The sequence below is a fragment of the Paenibacillus algorifonticola genome, from assembly GCF_050481745.1.
Lineage (GTDB): Bacteria > Bacillota > Bacilli > Paenibacillales > Paenibacillaceae > Pristimantibacillus > Pristimantibacillus algorifonticola_A.
Genome location: NZ_JBCNGR010000008.1, coordinates 524,990 through 547,537 on the forward strand (window position 1 = coordinate 524,990; position 22,548 = coordinate 547,537).

The 22,548-nt window shown below is 50.1% G+C and carries 17 protein-coding genes; 4 read left to right on the plus strand and 13 right to left on the minus strand.

Annotated elements, in window-relative coordinates:
- Positions 1–76: 76 nt before the first annotated feature.
- Positions 77–1,714: a nickel ABC transporter substrate-binding protein gene (nikA, locus tag ABEW34_RS09920; protein WP_430157685.1), complete on the plus strand. Its 1,638-nt coding sequence runs from the start codon at positions 77–79 to the stop codon at positions 1,712–1,714.
- A gap of 1 nt (position 1,715) precedes the next feature.
- Positions 1,716–2,912, plus strand: coding sequence for a staphylopine family metallophore export MFS transporter CntE (gene cntE, locus ABEW34_RS09925; protein ID WP_430157688.1), 1,197 nt, complete (start codon positions 1,716–1,718; stop codon positions 2,910–2,912).
- A 31-nt stretch (positions 2,913–2,943) separates the two neighbouring features.
- Here cntE and ABEW34_RS09930 read toward each other — a convergent pair whose 3' ends face one another.
- The 9 genes from ABEW34_RS09930 to sbnA form a co-directional block, all read right to left on the minus strand.
- Positions 2,944–4,524, minus strand: coding sequence for a helix-turn-helix domain-containing protein (locus ABEW34_RS09930; protein ID WP_430157690.1), 1,581 nt, complete (start codon positions 4,522–4,524; stop codon positions 2,944–2,946).
- A 45-nt stretch (positions 4,525–4,569) separates the two neighbouring features.
- Positions 4,570–5,523 carry a FecCD family ABC transporter permease gene (locus ABEW34_RS09935; protein WP_430157692.1) on the minus strand — a complete coding sequence of 318 codons (954 nt, stop codon included), beginning with the start codon at positions 5,521–5,523 and terminating at the stop codon, positions 4,570–4,572.
- A gap of 44 nt (positions 5,524–5,567) precedes the next feature.
- Positions 5,568–6,557 carry a FecCD family ABC transporter permease gene (locus ABEW34_RS09940; protein WP_430157694.1) on the minus strand — a complete coding sequence of 330 codons (990 nt, stop codon included), beginning with the start codon at positions 6,555–6,557 and terminating at the stop codon, positions 5,568–5,570.
- 97 nt (positions 6,558–6,654) lie between these two features.
- Positions 6,655–7,647, minus strand: a complete 993-nt coding sequence (locus ABEW34_RS09945) for an ABC transporter substrate-binding protein (RefSeq protein ID WP_430157696.1) — start codon at positions 7,645–7,647, stop codon at positions 6,655–6,657.
- Positions 7,648–7,793: 146 nt separating this feature from the next.
- Positions 7,794–9,668, minus strand: a complete 1,875-nt coding sequence (locus tag ABEW34_RS09950) for an IucA/IucC family protein (RefSeq protein ID WP_430157698.1) — start codon at positions 9,666–9,668, stop codon at positions 7,794–7,796.
- Positions 9,669–9,672: 4 nt separating this feature from the next.
- Positions 9,673–11,490 (minus strand): IucA/IucC family protein, encoded by a 1,818-nt coding sequence (locus ABEW34_RS09955; RefSeq protein WP_430157701.1) that lies wholly within the window; start codon positions 11,488–11,490, stop codon positions 9,673–9,675.
- A complete protein-coding gene (locus ABEW34_RS09960; RefSeq protein WP_430157704.1) occupies positions 11,487–12,737 on the minus strand; it encodes a type III PLP-dependent enzyme in 1,251 nt (416 codons plus the stop codon). The genes ABEW34_RS09955 and ABEW34_RS09960 overlap by 4 nt, the downstream gene beginning before the upstream one ends.
- Positions 12,728–13,747 (minus strand): 2,3-diaminopropionate biosynthesis protein SbnB, encoded by a 1,020-nt coding sequence (sbnB, locus tag ABEW34_RS09965; protein WP_430157706.1) that lies wholly within the window; start codon positions 13,745–13,747, stop codon positions 12,728–12,730. Before sbnB ends, ABEW34_RS09960 begins: the two co-directional genes overlap by 10 nt.
- Positions 13,744–14,781, minus strand: coding sequence for a 2,3-diaminopropionate biosynthesis protein SbnA (gene sbnA / locus ABEW34_RS09970; RefSeq protein WP_430157709.1), 1,038 nt, complete (start codon positions 14,779–14,781; stop codon positions 13,744–13,746). Before sbnA ends, sbnB begins: the two co-directional genes overlap by 4 nt.
- A gap of 232 nt (positions 14,782–15,013) precedes the next feature.
- Between sbnA and ABEW34_RS09975 the strand changes: the two genes are divergently transcribed.
- Entirely contained in the window at positions 15,014–16,243 is a 1,230-nt protein-coding gene (locus ABEW34_RS09975; protein ID WP_430157711.1) for an MFS transporter, read from the plus strand.
- Positions 16,244–16,271: 28 nt separating this feature from the next.
- Positions 16,272–18,065, plus strand: a complete 1,794-nt coding sequence (locus tag ABEW34_RS09980) for an IucA/IucC family protein (protein ID WP_430157714.1) — start codon at positions 16,272–16,274, stop codon at positions 18,063–18,065.
- A 457-nt stretch (positions 18,066–18,522) separates the two neighbouring features.
- Here the strand turns inward: ABEW34_RS09980 and ABEW34_RS09985 are convergent, their stop codons facing one another.
- From ABEW34_RS09985 to ABEW34_RS10000, 4 genes are read right to left on the minus strand one after another with little or no spacing between them, the layout of a single operon-like run.
- Entirely contained in the window at positions 18,523–19,449 is a 927-nt protein-coding gene (locus ABEW34_RS09985) for an ABC transporter ATP-binding protein (RefSeq protein ID WP_430157717.1), read from the minus strand.
- Positions 19,413–20,516, minus strand: a complete 1,104-nt coding sequence (locus ABEW34_RS09990) for an ABC transporter ATP-binding protein (RefSeq protein WP_430157720.1) — start codon at positions 20,514–20,516, stop codon at positions 19,413–19,415. Before ABEW34_RS09990 ends, ABEW34_RS09985 begins: the two co-directional genes overlap by 37 nt.
- Before the next feature lie 13 nt (positions 20,517–20,529).
- The gene (gene opp3C / locus ABEW34_RS09995; RefSeq protein WP_430157723.1) at positions 20,530–21,543 is read right to left on the minus strand and encodes an oligopeptide ABC transporter permease; all 1,014 of its coding nucleotides are present in this window, start codon (positions 21,541–21,543) and stop codon (positions 20,530–20,532) included.
- The gene (locus tag ABEW34_RS10000) at positions 21,536–22,477 is read right to left on the minus strand and encodes an ABC transporter permease (protein ID WP_430157726.1); all 942 of its coding nucleotides are present in this window, start codon (positions 22,475–22,477) and stop codon (positions 21,536–21,538) included. Before ABEW34_RS10000 ends, opp3C begins: the two co-directional genes overlap by 8 nt.
- Positions 22,478–22,548: the final 71 nt, after the last annotated feature.

Below are 22,548 nucleotides of genomic sequence, written 5' to 3' on the forward strand. Positions count from 1 at the left end.
CTAGCCAAGTGAAGAATCCTTAGTATTATTGAACGTAATAATCATTCTCAATAGATGAAAAGGGGTACCTGCTAAGATGTCCAGAATAAAAAAAAATACCACCCTGCAGACGATTTCCGCTCTGTTCGTATTAGTCATGCTCGCAATGGGATGCTCGCAGCAAGAGGCGGCCTCTACGGACAACGAGGCGGGAACAGGCACAGCCGCCCCGCAGGAACAAGCGATTACCGTTGCTTGGCTAAGAGATATAGGTCCGCTTAATCCTCATGTCTACTATCCATCGCAACTCTTTGCCCAGTCCATGCTCTATGAATCATTGGTCAGCTACAACGAAGGTGGAGAGCTTAAACCGCTGCTCGCTGAGTCATGGATCATTTCAACCGATGGCAAGGAATATACGTTCAAGCTCCGCCAAGATGTCAAATTCGCGGATGGAACGCCGTTTAACGCAGCCATTGTCCAGAAAAACTTTGATGCGATCATGCTTAACAAAAGCGTACACAGCTGGATTGGACTTGTCAAAGTGCTTGAAAAAACGGAAGCTGTCGACGAATTTACGTTTAAAATAACGCTGACCGCTCCCTACTATCCAACCTTGCAGGATTTGGCGATTGTGCGGCCTTTCCGTTTTCTTGCCGAAGCCGGGTTCCCGGATGACGGAGATACGACGAAAGATATCAAGCAGCCGATCGGCACCGGACCTTGGCAGCTCGCTGATTATAAGAAAGATGAATATGCGGTTTTCACCAGAAATCCGAATTACTGGGGAGAAATGCCGAAGCTCGACAAAATAACAGTCAAAATTATACCGGATGGTGAAACACGGGTTCTCGCTTTCGAGAAAGGCGAGCTGGATCTGATTTTTGGCGAGGGCGCAATCAGTATGGACGCTTTCCAGCAATTAAAGGATTCAGGCAAATATGAGACTGGGCTATCCGAGCCTGTTGGCACAAGAAGCCTGCTGCTCAATACGCTAAACGACAAGCTGGCTGACCACCGGGTGCGGCTCGCGCTTCAGCAAGGCTTTGACAAAGCAACCATGGTAGATGGCGTAACGGGTGGCGTTGAGGAAGCTGCAAACAATATTTTATCCAAAAACTATCCTTATTCCAATATCGACTTTGAGCCTATCGGTTACGATGCCCAGAAAGCAAATGCCTATTTGGAGGAAGCGGGATGGAAGCTCGAGGCTGGTAAAACAGTACGCCAAAAAGACGGCCAGCAGCTCGAGCTTGAGTTAATGTACGATAAGGGCGATCTTATTCAGAAAGCGATGGCCGAAACGATTCAATCCCAGTGGGCAGAAATCGGAGTCAAGCTGAACCTCAATGCTGTGGAACTCGCGATGATTCCTCAGCGCTTGCGGGAAGGGACCTTCGACATCCACTTCTGGTTCAATTACGGCGTGCCTTATGATCCGCATACGCTTATTAATTCGGTCAGGGAGCCGGGCTTCGGTATATCGGAAGCACATAGCAGCCTCCCCATGAAGGCAGAACTCGATCAGCAAATTGTCACAGCACTCGCTTCCACGGATGAAGCCGAACGCCAGCAGCTGTATACGACCATTTTGAAAACATTGAATGAACAGTCGGTTATTTTGCCAATTTCTTATATTAAACAAACCGTCGTTTACCAGAAAAACTTGAAAAATTTCAAATTTCCCGCCAGCCGTTGGGACCATCCTTTTGAAGGGCTCGAACTAAATCCGTAAAATGGGCAAAAGCATAGCTGTATCCGTATCCCCGCCTTTTATGCGGCTTTATATTGTTACCTTTTTATTTTTCAGCGCGAATCCGATTATTAATATCGTTGTTCCGCTGCGCGGGAAAGCCGAAGGAGCAAGCAATTTCGAAATTGGCATGATGATGGGCGCTTATATGCTTACCAGCATGCTGCTTCGGCCCTGGGCAGGCAATGTGGTCGCCCGTTTTGGCCCACAGTTTGTGCTGCGTTTATTATTGCTCGCAAACTTTATTATTTTGGCGTTATATGCGCTTCTCGGCCTGGAATGGTATTTTCTGCTGCGTGCGCTGCAGGGCGTGACGACCGCCTTTTTTTCCTTGGCGCTGCAAATGGGCATTGTCGATACGCTGCCTGAAAAGGAGCGTTCGCAAGGACTGTCGCTATATTTGTTAGCTGGCATGCTGCCAACCGTTATCCTGCCTATGGCAGCACTTTACTTATGGAACTGGGGCGAACTGCACACCTTCGCAGCCGCCATGCTTATGATTGGTCTTGCAGCAGGCTTTGTGGGGTATAGTTCCCCCCTCCCTTCCCGCTTGGCCAGTTCTAGCACTGGTGTGAAGACAAGCTCTACACTGGCGCAGCTTAACCAATTATGGAGCAATCGGGCTTTTCTCGTGTGCAGCTTGGCCATGCTCATTGCTTCTATTGGCTTCGGTGCTGTCGTCACCTTTATTGCTCTGTATACGAAGCAAAGCGGGGTCGGCGATGCCGGCATTTATCTCATGATCCAGGCTGGCATCATCGTCATTTCCCGCTTTGCGCTGCGGACAAAGCTGCCCTCCGATGGCAAGTGGCCTGCTGGCTTAACAATCAGTTTGCTGCTGAGTATGACGATAGGTACCGAGCTGCTAGCGTTGTCCATCCATTGGGGAGCCGCCTATATGTATGTGGCAGCCGGATTAATCGGGCTTGGCATGGCTCTGCTTTATCCAACCTTAATGACCTATTTGACCTTTGTGCTGCCAGCCGCCTCCCGAAATACGCTCATTGGCTTATTTATTGCCATGTCCGACCTCGGCGTTGTGCTCGGCAACATGGCGATGGGGCCAGTCGCCGATCATTTATCCTACTCCGTTATGTACAGCATGTGCGCCTTATTATTGCTTGCCGCTGCTGCGATTGTACGCATAAGCGGCCGCCGCTTGACATCGGAATCCCACTAATACCAGAACGAAAAAAACGCTCATTGATCGGCTATTTTGCCAGCAAATCAATGAGCGTTTTTATAATTTGCTGCCTTCCCAACGGCGTCCAGCTCATCACGAACCAATTAGGAATCGCATGTACATTCCCCTCTTGAATAGCAATGGTCTCCTGCCACGCAGCTGTTTGTAACATCAGATTGAATATTTCCTCGCTGCCTGCCAGTACATGATGCTTCTGAATAAACAAATGCTCTGTTTCCAATACAGGCAAAGCCTCCGGCGGAATTTCCAGTCTCCACATCTCTTTAGGCACCTGTCCACCCGGCTTTAGAGCTAGCTCTTTATAAATCAGCTCATTAAGTGGATGGTCCGTTTCCCCCTGAATGCCGACTGCCCGGTGACTGACCTGCATGACCGTAATTCGTTCCTCGCCCATCGAATGGTGGAGCAGCCGCTTAGCATCCTCAATGCTCAAATCCAGACGGGTCAATACCGCTTCGGCTTCACGTTCCCGGTTTACAAGCTCGGCAATTTTCACAAAGTTTCGTTTCCAATCCCACACGGAAAAATCGAGAAAATACGGAGTTGCGATTTGTTTAAAGCTATCTTTAAAATGCAAATGGTAATGGTCTGCAATAATTAAATCACACTTGGAACGCTTTAGCTCGCTAAACTGTTCATCAAGTTGTTTGCTATACGCCTGTTCCCCTATTCCTGGATATTGAAACAAATCGACGACGCATACAGGCTCGATGCCAATGGACTGCAAATGCTCGTGAAAGCCAAGGGAAGAAGCTACCGCTATTTTCATCGTCCCGCGTTTCATATAAACGGTTGGCGATACGCCGACTAAACGCTGAAACATGCGGCTGAAATAAAACTCACTGCGAAAGCCGACACAATCGGCCACTTCCTTCACGCGCCGATTTTCCTGATCGAGTATTTGCTTAGCCTTTTCCATCCGAATTTGGCTCAAATATTCAACAGGGCTTGCGACCTTCATTTTGCGAAAGAGGCGTGAATAGGCGGTCGTCGTCATTTCGGCTGCCTCTGCCAAATGGTCGATGTTTATTTTCCGCATATAGTTTTCTTTCATATAAATGATGCTGCGCTCAATCCGCTCATCGCTCGCTTCACGCTGCTCCGGTGCATTTGTAATAATAAAGCTTATAAACTCTTCCAATAGCAGCCGCAAGGAAAATGCATCTGCCCTTGCTGCCCCTCTGCTTTGGTCATACATATGCAGCAATCGTTGAAGCACCTGCTGCGGTTGGCGAATAGGAATATGGCCCGGCAAAAAAGCGCCGGACAGCGCTAATGATTTTACCCCTTCGAACTTTTTGCCTTCCTTCACAAGCATGACGGGCTCGAAAAAAAGACCGTAATACGTAATCGTGCTGCAGCGGTCCGGAAAATCAACGATCATTCCCGGCACTAACAAATACAGCTCGAAGGGGAGAATTCTGCACAATACACCATCTATTAAAAGGCTTGCTTCACCTTCCAAAATAAAACACAGCACATGCACGCCTATCCGATGGCTGCCTGCTCCTTGTTGAACGGGGAACTTCCGTTTCCGCAGGGATGAAAATAAATAGAGCTGATTCGTCTTCGAAGAACGCAGCAGCATTCGGTTGAGCACCGACCTTTCGTAAAACCGTGACAATTTCTTCTATTATATAGGATTACGCCTCATCAGCAAATAGATCATATAAGGTGCGCCAATACATGCGGTAACTAGACCCGCTGGTATTTCATAAGGAGAAAATACGTTCCTCCCTATCAAATCTGCAACGATAACGATTAAACCGCCAAGCAAAGCTGTAACGGGCAGTCGTTTTATGCTGCGCGTACCAACTAGTCGCACAGCCATATGAGGAGCGATAAGGCCAACGAACGCAATCGTCCCCGCCATCGATACGGCAGATCCCGCTAACGCAACGCTCATGAGAATAAACCAAAATCTCATCCGCTCCAGGCGCAAACCCAGCCCTTTGGCCGAATCATCGGTTAATTGAAACAGATCGAGCTGGCGTACGCTTAACAGCACCAAGGGGAGCAGCACCGCCATCCACGGCAGCAAAGGCCAAAAGTGCTCCCATGTTCGACCGTACAAGCTGCCCGCCATCCACACCGACGCTTGGGAAACGCGAAATATATTGCCAAGTGTCAGCAAATAAGTAATGCATGCTGCTGCCATAGCTGAAATGCCAATTCCGACTAATAGCAAGCGAATGATCGAAATGCCATTGCTCCAGGACAACCAATAGATTAAGGCGGCTACTAGGATGGCTCCGGCAAAAGCGGCAAACGGCAGCTGGCTCATCGGATACGCAGGCACAAGCACCATGACAGCGACAACAGCCGCGGCTGCGCCCGAGTTCAGTCCAATAATGCCTGGCGAGGCAAGCGGATTGCGAGTAATGATTTGTAAAATCATGCCGGATACAGCGAGCCCGCAGCCAGCTAAGAAGCCAGTGAGTACTCTCGGCAGTCGAACTCCACGAATCGCAAACGCAAATTCATCATTGCCGACATGCAGCGCCGTTCGAATCGCCTCGAGGGGAGGCACCGCTCGTTCGCCAAGTACGATGCTGAGAAGCAGAATGAGCAGATTCAAGCCAAGCAAGAGCAAAATGATTCCTAAGTAGCGCCCCTTTATAATAGAAGAAACTATTTCGCTCCCCCCTTTCGCTGTGCCAAATAAATGAGAAAAGGCGCCCCCAGAAAAGCAGTCACGACGCCTACAGGCAGCTCCTCACCAGGCAATATAAACCGGGCTGCAATATCAGCCAGCAACAGCAGCAAAGCGCCTAATACAATGGCATACGGCAAAATCCAGCGATAATTGGTTCCGGCCATAAATCGGGCCATATGGGGAACCGCCAGCCCAATGAAAGCAATAGGTCCCGCAATAGCAACGGCGCTTCCGGCTAAAATAATAACGACGCCGATACAGAGCAGCTTAATGAATATGACCCGCTGTCCTAACCCTTGGGCCATTTCCTCTCCCAAGCTGATGACATTCATATGCCCAGCTAATAAAAACGAGCCAACCAAACCAAGCAGCATATAAGGAAGCACCGTTAAAAACAACTGCATATCCCGACCCGTAATGGAGCCGGCAAGCCAGAAACGCATCGTATCCAGCGATTGTTCGTTTAAAATGAGAAGGCCTTGTGTCAGCGAGGCCAGCAGCAAATTAATCGTCGCCCCGGCTAGCACCAGCTTGACCGACGTTAGCGGCTGTCTGCCGATGGAGCTAAGTATAAAAACGGAAAAACCAGCTATAGCCGCGCCCGCAAAGGCTGACCAAGTAAACAGGCCAAGCGAGGTTGTGCCAAAAAGGAAAGAAGCGATAACGGTCGTTAAAGCAGCCCCATAATTAATACCGAACAATTCCGGGCCTGCGAGTGCATTGCGGCTAAGCGCCTGCATCAGACAGCCCGCTGCTGCTAATGAGCCGCCAACCAGCATCGCGATCATTGCCCTCGGCAATCGTACCGACCTTACGATGAGCTGATCCCGCGATTCGTCAAAAGCCCAAAAAGTATCTAAAACGGCTGCAAAAGGCACCCGAACAATGCCAAACATAAGGCTGGAAGCCCATGCCAGCACAAGAAAAACAAGCAGCACTGCCAAACCGGTCATTCTGCCCCTCAATGTTTCTACCTCCGAACGTAAAACGGTATAATCATACAGAAAGATTGGGCCGCCAATGCGGAACCCAATCTCCAATGAAACGATATGCTCAAGCCTTTTAACCTGCAACGTAGGTGTTTAAATCATCTGCCACTTTTGTAGCGGCTTGAATGCCTAGGCCACTCATCCAATATTCCCAATCTACCGGATGAACGCTATTATTTTGCGCGCCTTTTAAGGTTTTCCATAGCGGGCTGCTTTCCAGCTTGGCAAAGGCATCCTTCTCCCGATCGAACCATAGGATAACATTACCATCAAGGTCAGCGATCTGCTCCTCGGTTAAATCTTTAGAGAAGCCTTCATCGGTTTGCGCAGCTGGACGGACGATGCCCGCTTCCTTCATAATACCACCAGCAAATGTGCCTTCCAAATAAATTTGGATTTTATCCTGACGGGGACGGAAGAGCGATACTTCCTTGCCCTCGACTTTTGCTTTCAGCTCATTTATTTTTTGCGTGTAGCCCTCCAGCAGCTTTGTTCCTTCAGCCTGCTTATTCACGGCGTCGGCATGCAGCTGCAAGTTTTCCTTCCATGTTACGCCTAGCGTTTCTACGAATACGGTTGGGGCAATTTGCGCCAGCTGATCATGAATCGCATCATGTGTATCTTTATTTCCAATAATCAAATCCGGTTTGAGTGCATCAATCGCTTCTAAATTAGGCTCATTGACCGATCCAATATTTTCAATGCCATCCGTTCCCGTCAAATAGGCAGGATAGGGATCACCAGCAGCCAAAATCGAAGGAGCACCGACTGGTTTGATGCCCATCTCCAGCAAATTGTCCAAAGCGCCGATATCGAGCACAACAACACGCGTTGGATTCGTAGGCACTTCAACATCGCCATATGTATCCTTAACCACTCGGTTCGTTGCCGCTGGCTCCGCGCCGCTTGTGCTTTCAGGTGAAGCAACTGGCGATTCAGCTGGTGAAGCGGCATTTGTTCCGCCAGAAGCCGCATTGCCGCAGCCCGATAAAATGAGGAGCAAAATCATAAACCCTGCAAAATGAATCGTAAAACGGTGTTTTTTGTCTAAAGCTCTTACTAGCATGTACGACATCCCCCTGCGATTAATAATGATTATCATTAATAATAAGGATACCAAGCCCCCTAGCAAGCTGTCCATGCAATAAGCTGTCGATCTCATGCATTATTTTTAATATCAGCAAAAATTCACCCATTTTTATCCATAAATCATCAGTAATCAGCTAAAGGATTGCGAACTTGATGAATGCGCAGCTCATTATCCGGGAACAGCCTTCTTTTCGTCAATTGCTCTACGCCTATGACCGCATCGAACAGCGAGAAACGTTCAAATCGCTCTGCATGCTCTGGAAACTGCTGCTGGTACGCCACAATAATCCGTTTAACCAGCTGCCAAAACTTCTCCTCGGCGAAGCCATAATGCTCCTCCATAAACAAGGCCAGTTCCCCTAAGTTAATAAAGAAAAAGGCATCATGGACAAAATCCCGTACAGCTGCCGGGTCATCCGTTTCCAAAAACGAATTGCGATTGACCCGCTGATGATATTCCGGCACTTGTACAAGCTGCGGACACTTGTCTGGCTGGGCAAGAGCTGCTTTCATAAATCGGATGCCGTCATGAAAATCCTTCAGTGCAACCCGCTGCGGCAGTCCCGCTTGATGAATCAATATCATATTTTGGGCGTGAGTTTCGAGAGCGATGCCATGGGCAAACAGAAAATGAATAATCGGTCGTACGCTCGCGTCCAGCAGCTCAGTCAGCCAGTTTTCCGCACCATGCTGCTTGATCCATGGATCAATGATTGGTGCGCCGTCCAGATCCGTCGCGCATAGGGCATTGAACGGTACGGCGGATTCTTCCGGCAGCAGCAGCGGGTGCAAGCTCTCCCGCCATATGCAGGCAAGCACGCCATAGGTTTGCGGCTGCAAAGCAGCGGGAATATCAGCATTGACATAAGCTGCCCCCGCAATCTCGCCTAAGAGGATGACGCGCAGCTGCTCGCGTAAATAACGGTCTTCGGCTGCCAAGCCTTGCAGCCAATCCGTAATGATCGGTGCATTTTCAACCGTATGAGGAGCCAGAATCCTTCCGGTTGATGTATTTAATATACTTAAGGCCAGCTTGGCATAAGGTTTATGCGGAGCTGTCCGATTGGCAAGTGTGCGAATCGATTGCTGGGCGGTATAGCGATCACCAGCTGTGCCTAGCAGTATCATTTCTCCCCCGCGAATTTGCGCTGCGAATACGGCCGTTAATTTATTATGCCATTGCCATGGATGCACGGGCAGCAGCACATAGGAGTCTGCATCAACGCCAGCCTGCTTAAAACAAGCGGCGAATTTGGAACGGCTGCCCTCATCCAGCTGTGCGCCGATCCATCCGTATAGGCCAGTTTGCGATGAATGGCCATTTTGGACTGTGGCTGAGCGGCTTATCCGTGCGAACTCTCGATGCACGGCTACCCATAGCGGCTCGATAGGCTTAGCAAACTCCGGTCCGTACGCCCAATGATCCGAAACATTAAAGCCAATACGCGATTTGTAGCTCGGATGATACGGATGCCCATCCATAATCAAGCTTTCCCAGTCCTCATAAGGCTGCTGATGGATAGGAATGGCCACTTGATGCCGTTCATATTGCGCGAGTGTATCGTTGATTAACGTCTGTTCAAGCTCTTGGATAAAATGCAGCGTCCGCGCCTCGTCTGCTCCACTCCCCGCAGCCGTCTCAAGCAGAAACAGCGAAAGCGAATCCGCCTCGGCTTCGCTGTTATGGATCCGGCGCCTTAGCGGCTGGCCATCCATCCGCAAGCGGTCGAACGTAAGATGCCGCGTGCCCCCGCAAATATAAGCGATCGTCTCTCCGCTTTCGCTCACCCCTTGAATTTCACAGGACCAGCGATTATCCGGCTCCGACCTCAAGCCATCGACAATCCCTTCGTAGAGCATGGACTGAACAAGCTGCCGAAAAATCCGGCGTCTTACTTGCACAAAATAAGGCGAGCGCATCGCAAGCGCATAATTGTATTCCTGCATCGCTCCCTCTTTCGGCATTGCTGTTAAAGCTTCTGTCTTACCGTATTCCATCTTCTCACTCCCCTACCAATGTGCGGTGCTTCGGGCGGAATGCATACAGCGGGTTGCTTACGCTATGAACGCAATCGTTCGGACCTACGTATAAGCGGCGTTTGGTCAGCTGTTCCACCTCGATATCAGAAGCAAATAGATCAAACATGTCAAAACGATCCTGAAGCTCTGGGAATTTCTCCTGATAGCCGGCGATAATTTCAGCCGTCATTCCCCACCATGCTTCTTCGGTCAAGCCATATTGCTGCTCCAGAAAGAAGGCCAGCTCGGTTAAATTAATAAACATAAACGCATCAAGCAAAAAGTCTTTGACCTCTTTGACATCTTCCTTCGCAATGAATGAATTGCGGTTAACGCGTTGATGATTAGCCGGAGGATGCATAATGTCCGGATAGCCCAGTGGATTGTGAACGGCTGGCGAATAGCGAATGCCATCGTGAAAATCCTTCAAAGCGATACGTGTCGGCAGCCCCCGCTCCAGCACAATCATCATATTTTGCGCATGGGACTCCAGCGCCGTTCCATGCGCATACAGCAAATGAATCAAAGGAATGACCGAGACGCTAAGCAGCTTTTTCACCCAGCCCTCCAGGCCATGCTCCTGAATCCAGCCATCAATGACCGGCGTCCCGTCCGCTTGAAGATAACTTAAGGCCCCAAACGGAAGAGCTTCCTCGCTTGGCTCCAAATAGGGATGCAGGCTTTCGCGCCAAATGGCGCCAAGCGCGCCATAAACCTTTTGCTCAAGCAGGTTCGGCAGCTGCTGATGCTGATAAGAAATACCCAGCACCTCCTTCAGCATAATGAGCCTGAGCTCATCACGTAAAAAAGCATCGCTCGCCACCATTTCGCCAAGCCAATCTGATATGCGCGCCGCATTAAGCAGCGTATGCCGAGACAAAATACGGCCGGACGATGTATTCGTAATACTAAGCGGCAGCTTAACGTATGCCTTGGACTTGTCCGCCCGATTGCCAAGTGTGCGAATGGACTGCTGGGGCACGTAGCCTTCGCTGCCATAGCCTAAATAAATGATTTCTTGCGACTCCAGCTGCTCAAAAAAAGCAATCGCCGCAAATCGCTCCCACTGCCATGGATGAACGGGCAGCAGCCTGTACTCAGAGGGATTTTTACCCGCTGCCTCAATTGTCGCTTGAAATGCTGCGTAATCGGCTCCAAGCTCATGCTGCATATAGCTAGTCAGATCAAGCATGCGAGAAATCGAAAAACTCGCAGCTGAGTAGTGAACAGCCACCCAAGCCAATTTCAGCTCCGGCTTGAATTCCGGTCCATAGGCCAAATTATCCTCCAGCGTAAAGCCGATTCTTGATTTGTAGCAGGGATGATAGGGATGTCCCGCTTGCACATAGCTCTCCCAATCGTCATAATCGGCTGGCTTGTGCTGCTGCAATTCCAGCATCCATTGGACAGCCATCGTATCCTTCAGCAGTGTTTGCTGAATTTCATCGATAAAGACGGACAATAATGTTTCCGTCGTCCCTATCGCAGCTGCGATTTCCAACAGAAAGCGCGGCAGCGAATCGGCCTCAATAGCATGACCCGCCGCACAGCGCACAACGGGCTCCTCCGACAAGCGGATGCGGCCAAAGCTTTTTTTACGGGAAGCCTTAAACCGATAAGCGACCTGCTCGCCAGAGTCTGTTTTTCCGTGAAGCTCATATTCTGTTTCTGCGCTGCTTGCGATAGCGGGCCCGGTTATAATTCGCTCATACAACAGCGACTCTATCAGTTGACGGAAAATACGCCTTCTTACTTGAATTAGCTCATGGGAGTGCATCAATGACAAACTTATATGGCTCACACGGCACCTCCAAAAAGAGTGTTCAGCTCTTCGACATAAACATGATCAGGATGCGGATGGCTCAAAAAATCATGATGCGAAATCGCCCAGCCGTATGCGCCCGCATAACGAAACAGCAGGATATCGCCTACGCGTACCTCTTTCATTTCAACCTCATGCGCCAGCACATCCTTCGGTGTGCATAGCTGGCCGACTATTGTAGCCCAGCTGTCATAAAGCGCCGGGCGCTCATAGGAATGCGGCCAATGCTCAATGGCGATCCGCTCAAACGGATGATTATGATTCCAGGAGACAGGCAGCCGAAAATGATGGGTTCCTCCACGAATAATGACATAATCCTTCCCGTGATTCCGCTTAATATCCAGCACCTCGACGGCATAATACCCGCTGGAGGCGGTAAGATAGCGTCCGCATTCAAAAAGTATGGTGGTGGTTGGCGGCAGCTCCTTTTCCAGCATTGGCGCTAGACCAACGACGAACTTATCCCAAGCAAACTGCTGCTCCAAATCCGCATAATTGACACCGATGCCGCCGCCTGCATTGATATAGTTCAAGGTCAGGCCGTATTTTACAGCCCACTGCCGGGAAATGCTGCAATAATATTCGACCAGGCGAACATGCTGCTCTGCATCCAAATTATTCGATAGGGAGTGAAAATGGAATCCTTCCACGCGGACATGCCGCAGCTTCTGCAATTGCCCCATAACCTCCGGCAGCGACTCCTCGTCAATGCCGAACTGCGTTGGCTTCCCGCCCATTGCCAGCGTCGCCTCTGGAAGCGGGCCCCGCAAATTTATGCGCAGCAGAATCGGTGCCACAATGCCGCGCCTTTCAGCAATCGCATTCAGCTTATTCAGCTCATGCCCACTCTCCACATGGATGAGACTGACGCCGTATTCGATTGCGCCTTCGAGCTCCTCCTCCGTCTTTCCGGGTCCGCCGAATAAAATCGGAATTTCTGCGGAGATTTCGCGCACTTTTCTGATTTCGCCTAGCGATGCGACCTCAAAGCCGTGCACAATTTCAGCGAGTGCAGCAAGCACCTCGCGCTCCGAGTTTGCTTTAATCGCATAAAACAGCTTGCAGCGCCGGGGCAGCGACTGCACCCGCTCCCTCACATGACTGCGCAAGGCATCCATATCACGCACATATGCACATAATAGGCCGGGCTGCTCCGCCTTCAGCTTTTGAATATAAGGAACGATGTTCTGAATTTCTGAACGTACGCCGCTTGAGGTTACAGACATAGACGGGTACCTATCCCTTTCTGCACAGCCTGCGCATAAATTTCTGCCGCGCTTGAAATATCTTCAACCGCCATTCCCATCGGATTGAGCAAAATAATTTCATCATCGGTTTCACGCCCCGGCTTGCTGCCGATTACGATTTCACCCATCTCAGCGTGCAGCTGCTCACGCGAAAACTTGCCCTCCAGCACAAGCTGATTAATCGTTTTTTTCTCGCGGTTGGATTGATCCCAGTCGTCGACAACAACTTTGTCCGCATGAACAAATACGTCCTTATGCACATCCATAATCGAGATATTGCTAATGAACGTGCCTTTGTTCAGCCATTCGTACGGGATATATGGCGAAGAGGCTACGGTTGCGGTGACGAGCACTTCCGCCTGCCGAACGGCTTGCTCAGCCGATTCCTCCACCTTGAAGTCGACCTGCTTAAACTGCTCTCGCAGCTCTGCTGCCAGCAGCTCGGCATTCCCCCTGTTCAGGTCAAATAAACGAACGGTGTGAATCGCCGAAAATTGCTCAACCAAAGAAGTAATTTGCATCTTCGCAATGACGCCGCAGCCGATGACCGACACCGCGCCAAAACCTTTTTTAGCTAAATGCTTTGCACCAATGACGGTCACCGCGGCTGTACGCATGCCGCTTATGAGACTTCCCTCCATGACCGCGATCGGATAATTGGACTCGGGATCATTCAAAATAATAAGCGCGCTTGCCCGTTCCTTGTTGCGCTTCGCCGGATTATCGTGCTTGCTGCCAATCCATTTCAGCCCACTTACGGCAACTTCGCCACCGACATAAGCAGGCATAGCAATAATACGATCAGCAATATGGCCTGCGTCCCCGTTCACCCGCAAATACGGTTTTAGAGGCTGCATAAATTCTCCCTTAGCATGAAGCTCAAACGCCCGGGTCACCGCTGCGACATATGGCGCTGAATGCGTTCCGCCAAGCTCCACAATATGCTGCTTGCTCAAATATAAAATTTCATGCTCCTGTACTTGATTCATTTGTTGACCACTCCTTGCTCGTAATGGTTTTGCCCAACTGCATCGTTGCCTTGCGGCAATTGCTGTACCCATCGCTCATCGTAAACCGTATCCAAATAACGCTCTCCCCGGTCTGGCAGTACCGTTACTACATTGGCTGAAGGCGGCAGGGTCGGAAGCAGTTTTTGCAGTGCGGCTACAAGGGAACCTGATGATCCACCTGCAAAAATCCCTTCGCGCTCCAGCAATTTGCGGCAGCCCTGCACCGATTCGCGATCGTTGACATGAATGACCTGATCGATCTCAAGCGAAGCAAACAATTCGGGCACACGATTGGCTCCGATTCCGGGAAGCTCGCGCGGCGCAGGCGGTGTTCCAAAAATAATAGAGCCTACCGCATCTACCGCGATTATTTTGGCCCGTGGAAATGCCTCCTTTACGCGGCGTGAAATTCCGAGTATACTGCCAGTTGTACTCACAGCGCATACTAAATAGTCGATTGGGCTGTCCATTTGCTCCACGATTTCTTCTCCTGCCCCATAATAATGCGCTTCCCAGTTAAGCGGATTCGCATATTGATTGATCCAGTAAGCATGGGGATCTTGGCTCACAAGCTCCTTCACTCTGCTTATTCGCGATTGCAAATAACTGCCGAATTCATCAGGCTCCTTAACCATGTCGATATGGGCACCCAGATACGTAATCATTCGCAAATTGGTCGAGGTAATCTTCGGATCCACCACACAGGTGAACTTAAGTCCATACATCTTGGCAGCGAGTGCCAGGCCAATGCCCAGATTACCCGACGTGCTCTCGATCAGATGAGTATTTGCCTGAATCGTTCCTTCCCTCAGACCCTTCTCGATAATGTAGCGGGCAGGACGATCCTTCATGCTCCCGCCGGGGTTCATCATCTCTAGCTTGGCGAAAATAGATGCCCCGTGTGAACCAAACAGGGAATTCAAGCGAACTAATGGCGTTCGTCCAATGCAATCGATGATCGTATTGGCGATTTTCGGCGACCGTTCTTTAACCTGCAAAGCGTTTTGTTCCATGCATGAACACCAGCTTTCCTCTAGTTTTGATGCCGCTTATACGCCAAATGATAATGATTATTAATTTCAAAAATGCGACATAGGCTACATTATGCTATTCCTTTATTTGACTGTCAATATATTTTTATTTTTTATATTTTTCATTTAACATCATTGACTTTGACAATATTTGTTGATAATATCGGGTGGTATTTGATTATTTATCACGTTAGACAAGGCAGGCGAGGATAAAATGCAGCAATTATCTTGGAATAGGAGTGTACGTGTATTATGGGGAGGAAGGTTCCTTACCAGCGCAGGATTAACAGGCATTAGCCCATTTATTCCGTACTACATGGAGTCGCTTCATGCAGGAAGCCCCTCCCAAGTACTCATGTGGACCGGACTTGCCGTATCGGCGCCAGCGGTCTCTTATGCGCTGCTGACTCCTTTATGGGGTAAGCTTGGTGACCGCTGGAGCCGGAAATGGATGGTAGTCAGAGCTTTGCTCGGGCTCGCGCTAAGCATGTTTCTGATGTCCATTGCCGCTACGCCGTTTCAATTTTTTCTGTTTCGGCTGTGCCAAGGCGCGTTCGGCGGCATCTCCGATGCAAGCAGTGCGTTCATCGGAACCCACGCCCCGTCTAAAAAGCAAGGCTTGGCGCTCGGGCAAATGGAACGCGCTTCCGCGGCAGGACTGCTCGTTGGCCCTTTGCTTGGCGGCATTTGCGTAAATACATGGGGAAGCGGTCCCCTGCTGTTCATAACTGCCTCTTTAACCGCATTATTTGCCATAATTGCTGCCTTTGTTTTACCTGGCTCTGCACAGGAAAAGCCGAAAACCGCGATTACTCCCTCTAAGCGGAGCGGTATTTTCGCTGCTTTTGCTGCGCTGTTGAAGCATCCTGTAGCACGCTCCTTTATCGCTGCCGGCATTTTGTTCAAGCTTGCGGACTTCGCAACCTTTACGATTTTTACGCCGTATATGCGGGAGCTGCTAGATTCCCCCGCTAAAGCGGCGACGGCGGTAGGCCTACTTATTGCCGCTTCTTCTGCCGGAGAATTAGTGGGCGGCCCATGGTGGGGAAAAAGAAATGATAACCACCAGCCCGCGCGCAATTTCACCGCAGCCGGACTGTTATGCGCTCTGTGCATCATAGCCCAAACGCTGCCCTTTGGCGTTATTTGGCTATTTATTGTCCGCTTTCTGCAAGGCTTTTTTTACAGTGCCTTATTGCAAACCGTCATGCTGTCAGTCCTCAAAACCTCATCCGACCATGACAGAGGCGTGAGAATCGGGGCAACGAACAGCCTCCTCATGGCAGGACAAATATCAGGTCCAACCATCGGTGTCTTTATTGGCGCTCAGCTAGGTCTGTCCTCTGTCTTTTTAGTAATGGGAGGCTTCATGCTGCTTGCCTCCATGCTTGTCTGGTTTCCCGCTGCCCACACTAGGAAGCAAAAACATTTTTCCGCCCAATAAAACAGCGATTGAAAGGAGCAAATCCAACATGCCGCAAGCTCAAACAAACGAAAGCACTTTATCTACCCCATCGATTCAACGCTCGGAAAAGGAAAGCATCAGCCGCTTGTTAAATGCCTACCTTCGTGAATCGGGGCAATTCGAGCCCAGCGATGTTTCCTTTTTTCATCCTGAAATAACGAAGGTCGTCTGGCTCCCGCACACGAAGCTTGGAATCTATGGAACCGTTTTGCATTTGTCTGCGGGAGGCCACCATGTATTCGGGGAGCACTTTTATACGAAGGAAGCACAGCAGTGGAAAAAAAACTCGTTCGCCGAAATTATTCACCTCGTGTTGGATGAAATTTGCTTCATCGAAGCAGACTCAGCGTCTAAAACGCAAAAACGGGCGGAACTGGAAGCTCTTATTCATAATAGCCAGCAGCGCATGAATCACTATTTGGCTTATGCGGCTGAGCAGGAACAAGAACAGGGGGAGCAGCTGCTCGATTTCCGTTATTTGGAGCAGGCGCTGCTGTGCGGACATCCTTTTCATCCGACGCCAAAAAGCCTGCAAGGCTTTTCGGGCAGTGATTCACAGGCTTATTCGCCAGAATTTGGAGCAGCCTTCACCCTCCACTGCTTCGCTGCGGCCCCTGCCTATATCGCAGAGGATTGGCTTGGCGATCGAACGAATGAGGAGCAGTTCGCATGGATTCCGCCTGCGATGAAAGCTGCAGCTGAAGCGAAGCTTGGCGCAGCAAGCGGCGATTATGTGCTGCTGCCTTGCCATCCTTGGCAGGCAGCATACGTACGCAGCCTTGCTCCTGTGCAAAAATTGCTAGAGCAAGGACTGCTCGTAGATTTAGGGGACACAGGGCCACTCGTATACCCAACCTCATCTGTGCGAACGGTATGGAACCCGGAGCAAGCTTGCTTTTACAAGCTATCGCTGCACATCCGGATTACGAATTTCATTCGTGAGAACACGCCCGAGCAGCTGCTGCGAACGCTTGATGCCTCAAGGGCAATTTATGCTATTCGCGAGGAGTATACGACGGGGTCATTTAAGCTTTTGCTTGAGGAGGGTTATCGCACGCTGCACATACCTGATGCCGAGCAAAGCTTGAACGAGGAGTTGATGTCTGCATTCTCAATGATTGTGCGCGAGGCACCGGAAGAATGCACTTCTGCCGAGGAGCCACCATTTGTCATCGCCTCCTTGCTCGAAGTGCCGCCCGGACACAGCGAGCCACTGCTATTCCAAGCCGTGCGCCAAGCGCTGCATCCAGAGCAGCCTGACTGGGCAAATTGGCTGCGCCAATATTTGCACCTGTCGATGAAGCCGCTGCTGCATTTATATGCAGAAACGGGCATCAGCCTGGAAGCGCATGTGCAAAATGCGATGCTGCGCTTGCAGCAAGGCATGCCCGGCACTTTTTATGTCAGAGATCTTGAGGGCATTAGCATGAACGTGGAAATGGCCACGGAGCGGGGCTGGATTAACACCCTGCTGCGGGAAGACAGCCCTGTCCTCTATTCCGAGGAGCAAGCCCGCCATCGCTTAAAATATTATTTTTTCGTTAACCATCTCTCCCATCTCATCGCACGAATTTCGTATTATAGCGGGCAGGAAGAGCAGGTGTACTGGGCAATCGCAAGCGATGTGCTGCAAGAAATCAAGCAAGCTTCCTCCCATATGCCGCTGCACAATCTTATTCAAGATTTATTAACCAGCGCCACACTGCCGGCAAAGGCAAATCTGCTTAGCCGTTTTCATCAGCGCGGCGAAACGCCATTATACGTGGAAATACCAAATCCGATGCGCATAGATGCACAATAAGAAAAGCAAGCCTGCTGTTTACACATAAAAAAGGCCTGTCCTTCCGTCATGATAAATCATGACGGAGGACAGGCTGTTTTTCACCCAACGCTGGCTTCGCCTCTTTAATGGACAACTCTCTTCAAACATAGTCGCATGCTTGGCAGCACTGCACTTTAGGCCGTTATCCCCTTAGCTCAGAAAACTTGGAGCTAGAGCCGAACACAGCGATTCAGAGCCTATCATCTAACAAGCATGAACAAAGAGAAGGTTAAACACGGGGATTAAGAAGAGGCTTGCAGGTTTGAAGTTATCTCTTTATTTTATCTATTTATGCGATCTTCTGAGCTAAGGGGATAATAGCTGAAAGTAAACGATAACTAGCCAACAGCACCCGGCAGACGGTTACTAGCCATAACCATCCGCTCATAGCTAACTATGCTATCAGCGCCCTTTAACAGCATGCCGCTTGCATTCATTATCTGCCGGTCCACAACGAAAAATCCTCCTCCGTCGCAAGCACGCTATGAGTCGCCGAAACGGCCTGCTGTACCCCTCTTGCATAGTCGATCCCGCTGTCGGCATAGTCGTAGGAGAGGGCGACTCGCGTTTTTTCCTTCAACGGATTGGCATGGGGAATCGCCGACAGCAGCGACTTTGTATACGGATGTACAGGACGCTCGAAAATATCCTCCGTCGTTCCCGTTTCGACTAAATAGCCTAAATGCAGCACACCAATTCGATCGGAAATGTATTTAACCATCGATAAATCATGGGAAATGAACAAAAAGGCCGTGTTCGTCTCCTCTTGAATGCTCTTAAGCAAATTTACAACCTGCGCCTGAATCGACACATCGAGGGCGCTGATCGCCTCGTCAGCGATAATAAGGCCCGGCTCCATAATGAGCGCCCGGGCTATGCCTATGCGCTGCCGCTGCCCGCCTGAAAACTGGTGCGGATAACGGTTCGCATGCTCGCGCGACAGCCCCACTTTTTCGAGTATGCGCTCTACCTTTTCTTGGCGCTCCTGCTTTGTGCGGTACAGCTTATGAATGTCCAGCCCCTGCGCAATAATGTCGATTACTTTCTTTCGCGGATTAAGCGAGGCCATCGGATCTTGAAAAATCATCTGCATCTTGGTGCGCAGCAGCGTCTGCTCCTCCTCCCTCAGCGCGCCGGAAATATCCGCACCTTGAAAAGAAATCGCGCCCGCTGCCGGCTCATACAGCCGAATAATCGTTCGCCCAATCGTCGATTTGCCGCTGCCCGACTCTCCGACAAGCCCATAGGTTTCCCCTTTATGGATGTCAAAGGAAACCCCATTTACCGCCTTGACTGTATAATGCTTGCTTACTTTAAAATGCTGCTTCAGATCAGCAACTCGCAAGATCGTTTCTCTTCCCACTCGCTCCCCACCTCCTTCGCCACCTTGCCCAATCTCGCTTTCAGCGTCTCTGACATTTCGATCTTCGGCGCATTCTCATGCAGCAGCCAGGTCGCCGCATAATGCGTATCCGTTACTTTAAACATGGGCGGCTCCAGCTTAAAATCAATATTTAACGCATGGACATTGCGCGGCGCAAACGCATCTCCAGTAATCGGATGGAGCATATTCGGCGGACTGCCGGGAATCGTGTACAGCTTCTCGTTCGGCGAGCCCATGTCCGGCATCGAGGAAAGCAGTCCCCATGTGTACGGGTGACGGGGATCGTAAAAAATTTCTTCCACCGTCCCCCGCTCAATCATTTTTCCCGCGTACATGACCGTCACATAGTCGGCTACCTTCGCAACGACGCCTAAATCATGCGTAATGTAGATGACGGAAATGCCCGTTTTCGCTTGTAGCGTTTTTATCAGCTCTAAAATTTTTGCCTGAATCGTCACATCAAGCGCCGTCGTTGGCTCATCGCAAATAAGCACCTCCGGGTCGCAGGCGAGCATAATCGCTATGACGGCACGCTGACGCATGCCGCCGGACAGCTGATGCGGGTAGCATCTCATCCGCTTCTCAGGATCGCTTATGCCAACGAGCTGCAGCAGCTCTAGAGCCCGCTTGCGCGCTTCGGCACGGCTTTTTTTCAAATGGATGATCATGCTCTCCATAATTTGATTGCCAACGGTCATCGTCGGATTCAGCGACGTCATCGGATCTTGAAACACCATGGCGATTCGCCTGCCATTGATTTGCGAGCGCATTTCCTTTTGTGACAGCTTGAGCAGATCACGGGTCACAACTTTGCCTTTATCCTCATAGTGGAATAGGATAGAGCCGGCATTCATTTGCCCATTGCTGCTCAAAATTCGCATAATTGCTTTTGCCGTAACAGACTTGCCGCTGCCGGACTCCCCGACAATCGCTACCGTCTCCCCTTTGCTCAATTCGAGATCCACTCCGCGTATCGCATTGACCAGCCCGCTCGCTGTCTGAAACGATATCGATAAATTACGAATCGAAAGCACCGTTTCGCTCATTTGCTTTTTCCTCCTAGCTTTCCTTCATTTTCGGATCAAGCGCATCGCGCAGCCCGTCTGCGAGCAGATTGAAGCTCAGCATCAGCAGCGCCAGCACAACGACAGGTGCGACAAGCATATACGGATAAATCGTCATCGACTTGAAGCTTTCGCTTATAAGCGAGCCTAAAGATGCCATTGGCTGGGGAATGCCGAGACCGATAAATGCCAGAAAAGCTTCTGTGAAAATTGCGCTCGGCACTGAAAACATCGACATAATAATGATTTGCCCGAAAATATTAGGTAAAATATCTTTGAAAATAATACGGAAATGACCCGCCCCGAGCGTTCGGGACGCCAGCACAAACTCCTGCTCCTTCAGCTTTAAAATTTGTGCCCGTGCTACCCGGCTCATCCCAATCCAGCCTGTGATCATTAAGGCGAGCGTTATCGTTACAAACCCCGGCTTCAGCACGACAATGAGCAGCGTCACAATGACCAAATTCGGGATGCCGCTTAAAATTTCAATAAATCGCTGCATGACATTGTCAACCGAACGGCCGAAATAACCGGAAACCAGGCCATAACACATGCCGATAATCACATCAACTGCAACGGCAATTACCGCGATGTACAAGGAAATGCGCGTCCCCTCCCAGGTACGGGTCCATAAATCGCGCCCCAGCGTATCGGTGCCGAAAATATAATAGACGTCGGTCAGCCCCTTCTGCTCGTACGCATGAACCCCATTGGCTGCTCCATTAAAAATAAAAAAATGATCCAAGCCCTCGATGCGTGGAGGCAAGCTTTTATGCTTAATATTAATTGATTTATACGTGTGCTCACTCATCATCGGCCCGAAGGCGGCGAAAAAAGAAATGATAATAATAATGACTAGGCCCATAACCGCACCTTTATTCGCCTTAAACCGCAGGAAGGCATCCCGCCCATACGATTGGCTCGTATAGGTATGATCGATTTGCACCCGCTCGCTATTGCCAGCAAGCTCGAAATCGCCGCCTGTATAAGATTGAACCGGATTACCCATGCTTCTCCCCCTTCGCCAAACGAATGCGCGGGTCTATGACGCCATATAAAATATCTACAGCCAGCATAATCGAAATAAACATCGTGCTGTAAAGGAAGGATACGGCGATGATGACGTTGTAATCATTGATTTGAATCGCTGTCACGAGCAAGCTGCCGATGCCGGGAATGGCGAAAATCTGCTCAATAACGAGACTGCCGGTCATTAAAGCGACAACGAGCGGCGCCAGCACCGTAATAATGGGAATGAGCGCATTACGCAGCGCATGTACGATGATCAGCCTCGCGCTTCCCACACCCTTGCTCTCCGATAGCCGTATGTATTCTGAGCTAAGCACTTCGATCATTTCAGAGCGAGTAAAACGCGCAACGGTCGCAATCGTAAACATCGAAAGGGCAATCGTTGGCAGCACCGTAGACGCAAGCGGCGATGCAGAGCTATATAAGAGCGGAAACCACTTGAGCTTCCATCCCAAAAAATACGACAGGGCAAGGGCAAATACATAAGAGGGAAAGCTGACACCAATGACCGAAACAAAAGTCGTCAGGCTGTCGGCAAAGCTATTGTGCTTAAGAGCGGCTGCAATGCCGAGCAGCAATCCAATCACCGTTCCCAGCAGCACGGCCTGAAACCCGATTTGTATAGATACGGGCAGGCGCGCCTCCAGCATGGCGGAAATCGGCATATTTTTCTGAATGACATAAGAAACGCCGAAATCACCGCTCAGCATCGCTTTCATATAATGGACAAAGCGATTAAACACGGGCTGATCCAGGCCATATTTGGCATCCAGTACGGCCCGCTGCGCCTGGGTAATCTTCTCATCGTTAAACGGCGAGCCCGGCATAAGCTCCAGCATAAGGAAGAGCGCCAGCAAAATAACGAGCAGAGTCACAACGGCTAAGCCTAATCTTTTTAACACATAGTTTCTCAAGCGTTTCACCTCTCAAGCGTAAACGGCTGTCGCCGTCCTCTGGCGGCAAAGCTATCGTTTCGCGATGAAAT

Bases quoted from the DNA above. Each gene is read 5' to 3' on its own strand.
- nikA (WP_430157685.1), top strand. From the start codon at position 77: ATGTCCAGAATAAAAAAAAATACCACCCTGCAGACGATTTCCGCTCTG.
- cntE (WP_430157688.1), top strand. From the start codon at position 1,716: ATGGGCAAAAGCATAGCTGTATCCGTATCCCCGCCTTTTATGCGGCTT.
- ABEW34_RS09930 (WP_430157690.1), bottom strand. From the start codon at position 4,524: ATGCTGCTGCGTTCTTCGAAGACGAATCAGCTCTATTTATTTTCATCC.
- ABEW34_RS09945 (WP_430157696.1), bottom strand. From the start codon at position 7,647: ATGCTAGTAAGAGCTTTAGACAAAAAACACCGTTTTACGATTCATTTT.
- ABEW34_RS09950 (WP_430157698.1), bottom strand. From the start codon at position 9,668: ATGGAATACGGTAAGACAGAAGCTTTAACAGCAATGCCGAAAGAGGGA.
- ABEW34_RS09960 (WP_430157704.1), bottom strand. From the start codon at position 12,737: ATGTCTGTAACCTCAAGCGGCGTACGTTCAGAAATTCAGAACATCGTT.
- sbnB (WP_430157706.1), bottom strand. From the start codon at position 13,747: ATGAATCAAGTACAGGAGCATGAAATTTTATATTTGAGCAAGCAGCAT.
- sbnA (WP_430157709.1), bottom strand. From the start codon at position 14,781: ATGGAACAAAACGCTTTGCAGGTTAAAGAACGGTCGCCGAAAATCGCC.
- ABEW34_RS09975 (WP_430157711.1), top strand. From the start codon at position 15,014: ATGCAGCAATTATCTTGGAATAGGAGTGTACGTGTATTATGGGGAGGA.
- ABEW34_RS09980 (WP_430157714.1), top strand. From the start codon at position 16,272: ATGCCGCAAGCTCAAACAAACGAAAGCACTTTATCTACCCCATCGATT.
- ABEW34_RS09990 (WP_430157720.1), bottom strand. From the start codon at position 20,516: ATGAGCGAAACGGTGCTTTCGATTCGTAATTTATCGATATCGTTTCAG.
- opp3C (WP_430157723.1), bottom strand. From the start codon at position 21,543: ATGGGTAATCCGGTTCAATCTTATACAGGCGGCGATTTCGAGCTTGCT.